Annotated in this window: 10 protein-coding genes; all 10 read left to right on the top strand. The window is 46.1% G+C overall.

What is annotated here, in order from left to right; translation table 11 throughout:
* Positions 1-15 precede the first annotated feature (15 nt).
* The 10 genes from KGMB01110_RS04545 (at position 16) to KGMB01110_RS04505 (ending at position 12559) form a co-directional block, all read left to right on the top strand.
* A complete protein-coding gene (locus KGMB01110_RS04545; RefSeq protein WP_119297699.1) occupies positions 16-1683 on the top strand; it encodes a hypothetical protein in 1668 nt (555 codons plus the stop codon).
* Between the two features lie 15 nt (positions 1684-1698).
* Positions 1699-3909, top strand: coding sequence for a glycosyltransferase family protein (locus KGMB01110_RS04540; RefSeq protein ID WP_119297698.1), 2211 nt, complete (start codon positions 1699-1701; stop codon positions 3907-3909).
* A complete protein-coding gene (locus KGMB01110_RS04535; RefSeq protein ID WP_117602666.1) occupies positions 3903-4865 on the top strand; it encodes a glycosyltransferase family 2 protein in 963 nt (320 codons plus the stop codon). The genes KGMB01110_RS04540 and KGMB01110_RS04535 overlap by 7 nt, the downstream gene beginning before the upstream one ends.
* Positions 4858-7443 (top strand): YfhO family protein, encoded by a 2586-nt coding sequence (locus tag KGMB01110_RS04530; RefSeq protein ID WP_170141688.1) that lies wholly within the window; start codon positions 4858-4860, stop codon positions 7441-7443. The genes KGMB01110_RS04535 and KGMB01110_RS04530 overlap by 8 nt, the downstream gene beginning before the upstream one ends.
* Before the next feature lie 82 nt (positions 7444-7525).
* Positions 7526-8923 (top strand): DUF6020 family protein, encoded by a 1398-nt coding sequence (locus KGMB01110_RS04525; RefSeq protein ID WP_119297696.1) that lies wholly within the window; start codon positions 7526-7528, stop codon positions 8921-8923.
* A 28-nt stretch (positions 8924-8951) separates the two neighbouring features.
* The gene (locus KGMB01110_RS15255) at positions 8952-9614 is read left to right on the top strand and encodes a DUF3048 N-terminal domain-containing protein (protein WP_243112671.1); all 663 of its coding nucleotides are present in this window, start codon (positions 8952-8954) and stop codon (positions 9612-9614) included.
* Positions 9611-10033 (top strand): DUF3048 C-terminal domain-containing protein, encoded by a 423-nt coding sequence (locus KGMB01110_RS15250; protein WP_243112669.1) that lies wholly within the window; start codon positions 9611-9613, stop codon positions 10031-10033. The genes KGMB01110_RS15255 and KGMB01110_RS15250 overlap by 4 nt, the downstream gene beginning before the upstream one ends.
* A gap of 42 nt (positions 10034-10075) precedes the next feature.
* Complete coding sequence (locus tag KGMB01110_RS04515) at positions 10076-11053, top strand: glycosyltransferase family 2 protein (RefSeq protein ID WP_119297695.1); 978 nt, start codon at positions 10076-10078, stop codon at positions 11051-11053.
* Positions 11040-12137, top strand: a complete 1098-nt coding sequence (gene glf / locus KGMB01110_RS04510) for a UDP-galactopyranose mutase (protein ID WP_117602671.1) — start codon at positions 11040-11042, stop codon at positions 12135-12137. The genes KGMB01110_RS04515 and glf overlap by 14 nt, the downstream gene beginning before the upstream one ends.
* Before the next feature lie 23 nt (positions 12138-12160).
* Positions 12161-12559: a GtrA family protein gene (locus KGMB01110_RS04505; RefSeq protein WP_243112667.1), complete on the top strand. Its 399-nt coding sequence runs from the start codon at positions 12161-12163 to the stop codon at positions 12557-12559.
* Positions 12560-12786: the final 227 nt, after the last annotated feature.

Genomic DNA, 12786 nt, shown 5'->3' with positions numbered 1-12786 from the left:
GGATGAGGGAAAGTGATGGAACAAAGGAAAGAGGAACCGCGGCGGTATTGGTGGAAGAAGCTGGAAAAACTGGAGGAATTTTCTGCCAGTGTTTTTCTGGTACTGAGTATTCTGACATTTGCGGTGCTGTTTGGACTTAGTTTTGTGTTGTCCGGGGAAAACAGTCTGGACATTATGGAAGAGACGGTCTATATTGTGAGGGATTCCATTTGGGGAAATCTGCTGGGAATCGGAATCTTTTTGGCACTGGACGTGGGAATCATCCGGTGTTTTCAGCGATATGGAAAGAGTTGGAATCGAAGATATATTCTGTCGGTGATTCTGGCAGGAATGACGGTTGCTTCTATATTATGGGTGTGGATGAGTAAGACTATGCCGCAGGCGGATCAGAAGGTGGTCTGTGAGTTCGCGCATGCGTTTAATCAGGGGGATTACAGTGGTCTGGCGTGGGGCGGTTATGTGGCAAAATGTCCTCACCAGCTAGGCCTGATTACCTGGATTCGGGTGATTTTCAAGCTGTTTGGAGAAAATAATTATCATGCGTTTCAGTATGTTTCGGCCTGTCTGGTTCCGGTGCTGGTCTATTCGGGAGATCGGTTTGTGCGAAAACTTGCGGAGCTGAAACTGCCAAAAAGAAGCAAAATGTCTCCGACAAGATTTGTGACAGAGGAAATTTTCTACTTGCTCCTGATCGTGAGCTGTGTGCCGCTTTACCTGTACGTGCCCTTTGTGTATGGGGAGATTTCGTCTACGGCGTTTGCCATGTTATCGGCATGGATGTTTCTGGAATGTCAGGATCATCTGACAATCGGCAATGGAATCGGTCTGGCGTTGTCAGCGGGAGCGGCGGTGATGCTTCGGCAAAATACGGTGATTCTGTTGATCGGATATCTGCTGGTGGCTGTGATCAAATGGATCAGTACCAGAAAGAAGCAGATGCTGTTGGTGGGATGCTGTGTATTGGCCGGCCTACTTCTGTTTCAGGGAATGTTAAAGGGATTCTATCAGAAACACCGTCCGGAGGATGCGCAGGCGATTCCGGCAATTCTCTATGTGGCAATGGGAACCCATGAGACGGATCTGGGAGCCGGATGGTTTGACGGTTATAATTTCCTGACGTTTGAAGGCCAGGGCTGTGACCGGGAAAAGGCAGAAGCGGTGGCAAAGGCGGATCTGCGCGAGTTTGCCTATAAGATCAAGACCGAACCGTCTTATGGCGTGGATTTTTATTTTCGAAAATTTGTGACGCAGTGGAGCACCCCTATGTATCAGGGGCTTTCTATGAATAACTGTCTGGAGGCGGAACAGCCGAGACTTGCGGAGAGTGTATATTTCGGTTGGCTGCGGACAGTGATCGACCGGTGGATGAACTGGTATCAGCTGGCACTTTATGGTGGAGTTCTGGCTCTGCTTCTTAGTGCATGTCCAAAAGGGGACAGGAGAAAAAGGAAATCGTTAGATGGTTACAGTCTACTGATCGGAATTTTCGGAGGGATTTTGTTTACCATGTTGTGGGAAGCAAAGAGCCGATATGTCTTTCCGTATCTGTTGCTTCTGATTCCTTACGCGGCAGCGGGATTATCTGATCTGGCAAGGAGACTGGACGATCGGATTTTTCTTGAAAAAGGAAATGCAGAGTATGAACGAAGAAACGAAAACAAAGAGAGTTACAGAAGACAATGAGGATGGGACTGTAAAATGAGATTGAAATTACGGAAAAGATGGAAGCCGTTTTTGATTCTGTCGGTGATTCTTACGGTGTTGGTGTTTGGAATGTATAAAAACAACCGGGAACACTGGGAAGGGATGCTGGATGATCCGGCAACCTTTGCCTGGCAGGATCAGGGGAATGGTACCTGGCGGATGGAATGTTTTACGGAGAAGGTCAGTAAAGGAGAATATTCTCTGGAAGTGGTCTATCATTCAGAGGCAGATCTGGAATATGAATTGTTGGATCTGGAACAGGATAATGGGAAGAACCAGATCGGGAAGGTGGTCGCTTCGGGAACATTACGTGATGGAGAAAGCGGTCCGACGGAGTTCTTTACGTTGTCAAAGGCCAGCAGAAAGCTGACCCTTTCTGTTACGACCAAAGATCCGAATGTCCAGATGGGATACTGGATCATGAAACTCCAGAACAATCACAGACCGGATTATCTGTTGATCTGGATCAGTATGATGGTATTGGCATTTGTTAGTTGCATTTTGATGCCGGACTGGAAGGACTGGAGATCCTGGGCGGTGGTGCTGCTCAGTGGTCTGCTGACGTCGATGCCGTATTTCTGCGGATTTCTGAATACGGGACATGATATTGGGTTCCACCTGGAGCGGATCATCGGAATGACCGGAGCGATGGAGAGCGGTCAGTTCCCGGTGCGGCTGAGTACGGCTTTTATGCCGGGGTATGGATTTTCAGTGGACATGCTGTATCCGGAATTATTCTTATATATTCCGGCAATCCTCTGTATGTTGGGCGTTTCCTTGATGACCAGTTATAAATTTCTGATGATTCTGATCAATCTGGCAGTGGCATGTGTGGGGTATGTCAGTTTCCGGAATTTGCTGAGATCGGACCGGATGGGACTGTGCTGTATGCTGTTATATCTGTTGAATCCGTATCGGCTGGTTAATATGTATTGCAGAGCGGCTGTGGGAGAAATGTTGGCGCAGATTTTCCTGCCTTTATTGCTTTGGGGCGTGTATGAACTGATCTGCGGTGACCAGAAAAAATGGTGGATCACAGTTCTGGCAGCAACGGGGATTATCCAGAGCCATATTATCAGCGTGGAGATCAGTGTGCTGTTTGTGGCAGCCGGTGTTCTGATTTTCATTCCGTACCGGCTGTACAGAAAAACAGAAACACCGAAAAATCTGGGCCGGCGAATGCTTGCCATGGGAAAAGCGGCGGGCATGACAATCCTGTTGAATCTCTGGTTTCTCATTCCGTTCCTGAGCCATGTGGGAGATGATTATTATATCAAAGGCCAGGGGACGGATATGCAGAACAGTGCACTGGAAATCGGAGATATTTTCCGATTGTTCGTGGAATATGAAGGATCTTCCACAACAGAGGTGGTGAACCGGCAGTTGTTTATTTCCATCGGACCAGTCTTGTTGCTGGGAATCTTTGTGTACAGTTACTATGCATTTTATCGGAAGTCTTTAGACAGCTGGGTAAAGAGAATCGGTAATGTTTGTCTGGGATTTGGAATCGTCAGTTGTTATCTGTGTTCCAGTGCCTTTCCGTGGAACGTGGTGAAGGATACGGATTGGCTGTACAGCATTCTGGGACTGATTCAGTTCCCGTGGAGATTTCTGGCATATGCGTCTCTGTTTTTATCGGTGGTAACAGCGATCGCCGTGATAGAACTTTTGAAGGACAGACGCCAGATGATAGCGGGAGTGCTGGTGGTATTGACCTTCGTTATGTCGGTGCACTGTGTGGATGAATATCTGGACGGGAAAGTGTTGTTGCAGAGAAAAGGGAATCTGACCAGTTTTGATACGGATGTCTTGGACTATTATCAGGAAGACACGCCGTTGGATGAACTGTGGGCGCAGGGGGATACAGTGAAATCGGATCAGCCGCTTACGATAGAACATTATGAACGGAAGGGCGTGGAGTTCTCTCTGGATCTGAAAGAAGCGAAAGAGGGCACTGTTTTACAACTTCCAATTTACAACTATGAGCTCCATGGAGTATATTTAGATGGAGAAGCACTGAAAACGACAGAAAGTGCCAGCCATCAGGTGCAGGTACAGCTTCCGAAAGGAAAAACAGCCGGACACCTGGAAGTCCGGTTTGAAGGAAGAAAGATATACAGAGTGGGAGAAGTGGTGAGTCTGCTGACGATCCTGGGATGGATCGGATATCTGCTCTGGAAACGGAAAGGAAGACAGGAATGGTAAAAGAACAGATTTCGTTGATCGTACCTTGTTATAATGAGGAAGAAGTTTTACCTTATTTTTATCAGGCGTTTTGCGAGATAGCGGAGAAATTAAAGGAGTATGCTCTGGAAGTCATCTTCGTCAATGACGGTTCCAAAGATCGGACACTTGAGATCGTAAAGGGATTTGCGACCGAAGATTCCAGAGTGAAATATATTTCGTTTTCCAGAAATTTTGGAAAGGAAGCAGCGATTTATGCCGGATTTGAACATGCTTCCGGTGATTATATCGCTATGTTGGATGCAGATCTTCAGGATCCGCCGGAGCTGTTGCCGGAAATGATTCATGCCATTAAGGAAGAGGGCTACGATTCTGCGGCTACCCGTCGTGTGACCAGAAAGGGAGAACCACCGGTACGATCGTTCTTCGCCCGTCGCTTTTATGGGCTGATGAACAGGATTTCTACCACAGAGATCATGGATGGTGCCAGAGATTACCGTCTGATGACCAGACAGTTTATGGAAGCAATTCTGGATATGAAAGAGTACAACCGGTTTTCCAAAGGCATTTTCGGCTGGGTCGGATTTCAGACAAAATGGATCGAATTTGAAAATGTGGAACGACGTGCGGGGGAAACAAAGTGGTCGTTCTGGAAGCTGTTGCTTTACAGTATTGAAGGGATTATCGGATTTTCTACGGCGCCGCTGGCACTGGCATCAGTACTGGGAATCTTTTTCTGCTGTGTGGCATTTATTTTCCTGGTTGTGATTCTGGTAAAAACCTTATGTTTCGGGGATCCGGTGGCAGGATGGCCGTCTATGACCTGTATTATACTGATGCTGGGTGGAATTCAGTTGTTCTGCATGGGAATTCTGGGCATGTATCTGTCCAAGACCTATCTGGAAACGAAGAAGCGCCCGATCTATATCTGTAAAGAGACAAATGTGGATGCAAAAGGAAACCAGACAAATGAATAAAAAGAAAAGAAGGACTCTTTTTGCGGCAATCCTTGTGTTTGCCGCAATCGCAATTTTATATATGGTGATTCAGACACTGAGTGGGCTTTATCCATTTGGGGACAAATTAAATCTGCTCTGGGATGAGGACATCCAGTATGTGGATTATTTTGCGTTTTACCGGGATGTGCTGCTGGGAAAGGCACAGATTGGGTATTCTTTCTCCAAATCACTGGGAGGTTCGTTGGTGGCATTGTTCGGATATTATCTGGCAAGTCCGTTTAACCTTCTGGTGGTATTCTTTGATACAGAACATTTACCGCTGTTTGTCTTCCTGATCACCATGTTAAAAATGGGAACTGCCGGAGTGACGTCATTTGCATTTATGAGAGGGAGATTTGAAAAGCTCTCTCTTTTCGCATCCGCAGGTCTGTCTGTTGGATATGGTCTGATGCAGTATACCATGCTTCAGTGTTCCAATATTATGTGGTTGGACGGCGTGATCTTTTTGCCCCTTCTGTTGCTTTCGATTTACCGGTTTGTAACGGAAAAACGGAAAGTGCCGTTGTTCTTGTGCGTGGCGTTTTCCATTATGATTAACTGGTATACCGGATATATGATCTGTCTGTTCGGTGTCTGCTATTATCTGTACGAGCGGATTCTGATGTTATTTAAAGAATCTGCATCCGGAAAATGGAAACGCTTCTTTTTGGACAGTTTCCAGTGCGCCGGTGTCATGCTGTTGGGGCTGTTTGGAAGTATGGTGGTGTTCTATCCGGTTTTCAAGGGATTGCAGAAAGGAAAATCTGTCTGGGATCCTACGATTTTTGCACCGGAATTTTATGATTCCTTTTTTGACATTTTCCGGGGATTCGGCGTGGGAACCATTGCCGGAACGGTGTCTTTATATTGCGGGCTTTTGTTTTTCGGCTTTTTCGTGTACTATTTTCTGGCAAAGAGCGTGGAGAAAAAGAAAAAGATCTTATCGGCAGTCGCGGTATTGTTCATGTTTGCAAGCTGTTGGTTTGTGCCGCTGGACTGCATTTGGAGCGGGGTGCGCCATGTGGCAAGCTTCCGGTTCCGTTATAGTTTTGTGGTGATCTTTCTGGTGCTTTATCTGGCGGCCAGGGGAATCCTTGTGTGGGAAAAATCAGAAGAAGCGATTGGAGAGCAAAAAGAAAAGAAACACGGTGGAATCTGGAAGAAAAACCGGAAGATGGCGGCAATTTTCGGCGGAATTTTGATCGCTTTTCTTGCCTCACACCTGTGGAAAGGTTATGAGGTTAAGACGTTTTATGCGACGATGATCAGCTTGATCCTTTATGTACTGATTTATTTGATTCTGAAGCAGGATCGGGCGAGATGGTGTGCTTTGAGTATTCTGCTGGGAGCAGAATTGGTGGCAAACGGTGTGATTACTTTTGCATTTAATTATGGCTGGAATCCATCGGTGGAAGCGTATCAGACTTATGCGAAGGAAGCAAAGGTTCAGGCGGATCTGGTAAAGGAATCTGCGAAACCTTCGACATTTTACAGGATGGAAACGGTGTCCAAGCGGTACAATGAGGAGAGCCATTGTTCTGCGTATCTGAATGATTCCATGGCATATGGTTATCACGGGATTTCCCATTATTCTTCAACCTATGATACCAACATCAGCGATATGATTCATGATCTGGGATATTCTTCGACTTATGATCTGAGCATTTACACGGAGCCGATTCTGCCGGCGGATGCTCTGTTTGGAATCCGTTATGTATTGTCCAGACAGGATCTTTTGGGACTTCAGAAGGTGGAGCGTCTCGGAACGGTCAATGAGAAACAGGTCTATGAGAATCCTTACGCACTGGGAATTGGCATGGGCGTTTCGGATCAGGTCTTTGACTGGACGGAGCCGGGCAATCCTTTCGAATTTCAGAATCAGTTGTATTCGAAGTTGTTGGGAGAAAACGTGGAGTTGTTCCAAAAAATTGAGGCAGAACCGGTGGTACAGGACGGAGTCTTATCTTATCAGTTCCCGGCATTGGGCGAGGGCAGCTTACTCTACGGAGATGTAGAGTCGAAGATCGGGGAGCTGAACACCACACTTTATGTGGATGGAACGTATCGTTGTAAGTATTCCTGTTGGCTTAGTTATCTGGTGTTTGCAGTGGGAGAATCGGAACAGCCGCATACGGTTTCCTTTACGGATTACGCGGGAACGGCAGAGGATGTGGACGGATCCTTCTATCAATTGGATTTGAAAACGCTGGAGCAGGTGACGGATCGTCTGAAAAAAAATGGATTCGAACCGGAGGTGTTTAAAGACGGACGGGTAGAAGGAACTTATGAATGTAAGGAGCCGGAAGGAAATCTGTTGCTTACCATTCCTTACGATGAGGGATGGAAAGCCTGGGTCAACGGAGAGTCGGTCCGGATCAGAGAAGGAGCCAATGCGCTGAGCGTGATTCCGGTGACACAGGGAGAAAATGAAGTAAAACTGGTCTACGAGGTACCGGGTGTTCGGACCGGACGGGTGTTGTCACTTGGAGCTGTATTCGTATTTGGAGTGTGGCTTACATTGGAAAAACATGGGAAACAAAGAAAATGTAAGGAGTAAGCAGGCAGCAAAAAGTAGGAATCACCTAATATAGAAAGACACAGTTATGAGAGACAGGTAGAATCAGAATGGAAGAGGCGGGATGAAAAACAAAAAGAAATCGTGGATTTGGATATGGGGCTTGATGTTTCTGGCGTGGATACCGGGACTTCTGGCTGCGTGGCCGGGGGTTTTTGTGGTGGACAATGTGTTTCAGATGAAGTGGTATCTGGAAGGAACGATCAGTGCCCATCATCCGATCCTTCATACCTATTTACTGGGCGGATGCCTGAAACTTGGAAAACAGATACTGGGATCTTATGAGGCGGGCGTTGCGCTTCTCGCCGTTTTGCAGATGCTGTTCCTTTCTTTCGTATATGCATATGTGCTGTATCGACTGAAAGACAGGTTTGGAAAGGGCGGATCCGGAAAAATCGTGTGGTGGATGGTACTGGCATATTTTGCCTTGATGCCGTACCACAGCATTTCTGCCGTAACGACGACAAAAGATACGATTTTTGCGGGATTTTTCCTGTTGGTAGTGTGGAAAACCTACGAGATGGTCAAAGATCAGAAATCATTTTTTGCATCCTGGAAACAGGCGGTGGAGTATGTGATATTGACATTTCTGATGTGCGGATTTCGAAATACGGGAATCTACATTTTCCTGTTTACACTGCCGTCTATGCTGATTGTCTGTCGGAAATACTGGAAACGTGTACTGGCACTTGGATTGTCGGTGGTGGTGCTCTGGGGAATCTTTACCGGACCGGTTTACGAGCGTCTGGGCATCACAAAGGGAAGCAGTGCGGAAATGCTGTGTGTGCCGATCCAGCAGTTGTCCCGTGTGATGGTGGATGCGCCGGAAGAACTGACGGAGAAACAGCAGGCACAGGTGGAGGCTTATATTCCGGATTATTCTAAATACATTTCGGCGGTGGCAGATCCGGCAAAAGATACATTCAATGTTCAATTGTTTGAAATGGATCCGGGGCGGTTTGTAAAGTTGTGGATTCAGGTGGGATTAAAGTGCCCGGTGGTTTATGTGGAGGCGTTCCTGGCAACCAATGAAGGGTTCTGGAATCCGTTTGCGTATTATCCCAATCCGGACACCTATCTACCGTATATCCCGTATCACGGAGCAGACCTGGATCAGGTGGGGATCTCCTGGGAACATCAGATCTTTATCCGGCAGACTCCGGTGGGAAAAGGGCTGGACTGGTTCTATGAGAAAATGACGGAAGCGGGAAGCTATAACCGAATTCCGCTGCTTTCCCTGCTTTACAGCGCGGCCACTGCGTTTTGGCTGATTGTGGTCGGGATCATCGTCTGTATCCGGAAGAAGCGTTATGAGATGGCGGTGCCGTTTTTTTTGTTGATCGGACTGTGGGGAACGTTGATGTTGTCTCCGGTGGTGGTCTTCCGATACGGGTATCCGCTGTTGATCTGTCTGCCTGTTGTCTGGGCTATGTGTTGCAATAAAACGGATGGGAAGTTATAATAAAGGACAGTATGGGAGGACGAAATCTATGAAAAGAAAAGTATGTATCTTGTTAGCGGTACTGATGGCAGCGACGCTGCTTCCGGCTTGCTCGAAAAAAGAGGAACCGAAGAAAGAAACGAAAGTGGAAAAAGAGGAACCGAAGGTAGAGGAAGAACCGGAAGAAGAGATCCCGGCCAATCAGAATCTGCTGACAGGTCTGGGAGACTTGAGCGAAGAAGCCATTGGAAAACGTCCGGTGGCAGTGATGGTCAATAATATTCCGGCGGCAATGCCGCAGTACGGTGTGGAACAGGCAGATGTGATCTTTGAAATCCCGGTGGAGGGAGATCAGACTCGGTTTATGGCACTGTATGCAGACTATACGAAGCTGCCTAAGATCTGCGCGATTCGTAGCTGCCGTTATTATTTCCCGGCATTTTCACAGGGATTTGATGCCTTTTATGTAAACTGGGGAATCGATGACAGTATTGCAGACTATTTACAGTCTCTGGGATTGGATCAGTACGATGGAATGAATAATCCGGGGGATTGTTTGGAAGAGATGAGGAACGGCAGAAAGCAGGATATCCTCTGGAACACACCGGATATTTTGACGGAACCAGATTTGCTTCTGTGGTACAGGCGGAAGGAAAGCGTACGGATCTGGCGGATGATAAGAAGGATACTGCATTCCGGTTTAACGGAATGAGTGAACAGTTGAAACCAGCCGGTGGAGATTGTACGAAAGTGGACATCAATTTCGGGGCACAGTCCGCGACACTGACTTATGATGAAGCGAGCAAGACCTATAAAAAGGATAATTCCGGAGAACCGCAGATCGACGGAAAGACAGGAAATCAACTGGCATTTACCAATGTGTTCGTGTTGGAAACTTCAATCTCTGTCCGGGATGATGTGGGACATAAAGAGTTAGACTGGCAGGGAGGTATGGATTCCACAGGATATTATATTTCCAATGGCGGAATCCAGAAGATTCACTGGGCAAAAGAGGCCAATAATGAGTGGTCCAGACTGAGATTCTATGATGAAAACGGTCAGGAAATCTCGATCAACAGAGGAAAGACTTATATTGCAGTAAATTATGCAAATCAGGCAACGTTCCAATAAAACGAAAAGCTGAAAGGTTTAGAAAGACACAGGAGAAACAAAATGAATAAAATTGCAGTGCTGATTCCCTGCTATAATGAGAGTCTGACGATCCGAAAGGTCGTGGAGGACTACAAGACAGCACTTCCGGAGGCAGATATCTACGTGTATGATAACAATTCCACGGATCATACCGATGAGATTGCCCGGGAAGCGGGTGCGATTGTGCGATATGAGTATCGACAGGGAAAAGGAAATGTGATTCGGAGCATGTTCCGTGATATTGATGCGGACTGCTATCTGATGATCGACGGAGATGATACCTATCCGGCGGAAAATGCAAGGGAAATGGTAAATCTTGTATTGGAAAAGGGCGTGGATATGGTGGTTGGAGACAGACTGTCTTCTACTTATTTTACGGAAAATAAGCGTCCGTTCCACAATTTCGGAAATCGGATTGTAAGAGATCTGATCAATAAATTATTCCATAATGATATCCGGGACATTATGACGGGCTATCGTGCATTCAGCCCGCTGTTCGTCAAATCTTTCCCGGTATTATCCAAAGGGTTTGAGATCGAGACAGAGATGACGATCCATGCAGTAGATAAGAACTTTCTGATCGAAGAGATCCCGGTGACTTACCGCGACAGACCGGCGGGAAGTGAATCGAAGCTGAATACATTTTCTGATGGATTTAAGGTGCTGAAAACCATTGCTTCTCTGTTTAAGGAGTACAAACCGTTCCACTTCTTTTCCTGGATCTCAGGAATTTTGTGGATCATTGCATTGGTATTTTTTGTACCGGTTCTGTTGGAGTATTTTAAGACCGGGCTGGTCAGGAAGTTCCCGACCGTGATCGTATGCGGAGTGACAGCAACCATCGGATCACTGATGTGGATCTGTGGGGTGATCCTGGATGTGATCGTGAAGAAACACAGGCAGTTGTATGAACTGGAACTGAATCAGTTGCGTCAGGCGGGAGTCGGAAAGAGACACGAGAGTGAAAAAGAGAAGGAGAAAGAACATGAAACAGTATGATTATCTGATCGTTGGGGCAGGACTGTATGGGGCAGTTGCGGCTCATGAACTGACCAAGAAAGGAAAATCCTGTCTGGTGATCGACAGAAGAGATCACATTGCAGGAAATGTATATACGGAGGAAATCGAGGGAATCAATGTGCACAAATATGGCGCACACATTTTCCACACCTCCAATAAAGAAATCTGGGATTACATCAATCAGTTCGCAGAATTTAACAACTACATCAACTCACCGGTTGCAATCTATAAAGATGAACTGTACAATCTTCCATTTAACATGAACACATTCAGTAAAATGTGGAATATCAAAACTCCGCAGGAAGCCAAGGATATGATCGCAAAACAGGTGGCAGAGACAGGCATTACGGAGCCGAAAAACTTAGAGGAACAGGCATTGTCTCTGGGTGGAAAAGATGTCTATGAAAAGCTGATCAAGGGATATACGGAGAAGCAGTGGGGAAGAGACTGCAAGGATCTTCCGGCGTTTATCATCAAGCGTCTTCCTTTCCGTTTTACGTACAACAACAACTATTTTAATGACCGGTATCAGGGAATTCCGATCGGAGGATACACTGCCATCGTAGAAAAGATGCTGGAAGGCTGTGAAGTTCGTACCGGTGTGGATTTCTTCGAGTTCAGAAAAGAAAATCCGGATATTGCAGATCAGATCATCTTTACCGGAATGATCGATGAATATTTCCAGTATAAGCTGGGAGCGCTGGAGTACCGTATGGTTCGGTTTGAAACAGAAGTGCTGGACTGCGAGAATTATCAGGGAAATGCGGTTGTCAATTATACAGCAAGAGAAGTTCCGTACACACGAATCATTGAACACAAGCATTTTGAATTCGGAACCCAGCCGAAAACTGTGATCTCCAGAGAGTATTCTTCCGAGTGGACCGTAGGAAAAGAGCCATATTATCCGGTCAACAATGAAAAGAATGATGCATTATTTGCAGAATATCAGAAACTGGCAGCAGAGGAAAAGAATATACATTTCGGTGGAAGACTTGGTAACTATAAATACTATGATATGGATAAAGTAATCGAGGCTGCACTTCAGGCAGTGGCTGAGCTGTAAAGAACGGAGTAAGGGGAAAGACTTTGGACAACAAAACAACATTAATGCAACAGATCATCCGCTTTGCCTTTGTGGGAGGTGGTGCATTCGTAATCGATTATGGCGTCATGATCTTCCTGACGGAAGTAGGCGGACTGAATTATCTGATCTCCAGTGCCATTTCATTTACGGTTTCGGTTATCTTTAATTACATCATGAGTGTGAAATGGGTCTTCAACGTATCCGGGGAACGCAGCCAGACACAGGATTTTGCGGTCTTTATCGTACTCAGTGTGATCGGGCTGGGGATTAATTCTCTGATCATGTGGATTGCAGTGGACAAGTTTCATATTTTCTATATGATCTCTAAGATCGGGGCAACGGCGATCGTGATGGTTTATAATTTCATTACGAGAAAGATTTTTCTGGAAAACGGAAAATAAAGGGAAAAAGGGAAAATGCAGGCTGAAAAGGCTTGCATTTTTTTATGGAATCGCGTATGATCATAGTACTCGCAAGAGTAACATTCTTATCGTTTTATTTCAAACGGCGTAGGGTCTTACGTCATCTTGTGCGACTCGCACATGAAATCCATTTTTTAGTAACGAGAACAAAGAAAAATGTAGTGTAGCACGCTTTTAAAAATATTTCTCGGGCGTGCAAACAGGAA

The sequence above is a fragment of the Mediterraneibacter butyricigenes genome (genome assembly GCF_003574295.1).
Taxonomy (GTDB): Bacteria; Bacillota; Clostridia; order Lachnospirales; family Lachnospiraceae; genus Mediterraneibacter_A; species Mediterraneibacter_A butyricigenes.
This window is presented reverse-complemented; position numbering and strand designations above follow the sequence as displayed.

Excerpts from the sequence above, each read along its gene's own strand:
- glf (WP_117602671.1), top strand. The coding sequence starts at position 11,040 with ATGAAACAGTATGATTATCTGATCGTTGGGGCAGGACTGTATGGGGCA.
- KGMB01110_RS04545 (WP_119297699.1), top strand. The coding sequence starts at position 16 with ATGGAACAAAGGAAAGAGGAACCGCGGCGGTATTGGTGGAAGAAGCTG.
- KGMB01110_RS04530 (WP_170141688.1), top strand. The coding sequence starts at position 4,858 with ATGAATAAAAAGAAAAGAAGGACTCTTTTTGCGGCAATCCTTGTGTTT.
- KGMB01110_RS04525 (WP_119297696.1), top strand. The coding sequence starts at position 7,526 with ATGAAAAACAAAAAGAAATCGTGGATTTGGATATGGGGCTTGATGTTT.
- KGMB01110_RS04540 (WP_119297698.1), top strand. The coding sequence starts at position 1,699 with ATGAGATTGAAATTACGGAAAAGATGGAAGCCGTTTTTGATTCTGTCG.
- KGMB01110_RS15255 (WP_243112671.1), top strand. The coding sequence starts at position 8,952 with ATGAAAAGAAAAGTATGTATCTTGTTAGCGGTACTGATGGCAGCGACG.
- KGMB01110_RS15250 (WP_243112669.1), top strand. The coding sequence starts at position 9,611 with ATGAGTGAACAGTTGAAACCAGCCGGTGGAGATTGTACGAAAGTGGAC.
- KGMB01110_RS04515 (WP_119297695.1), top strand. The coding sequence starts at position 10,076 with ATGAATAAAATTGCAGTGCTGATTCCCTGCTATAATGAGAGTCTGACG.
- KGMB01110_RS04535 (WP_117602666.1), top strand. The coding sequence starts at position 3,903 with ATGGTAAAAGAACAGATTTCGTTGATCGTACCTTGTTATAATGAGGAA.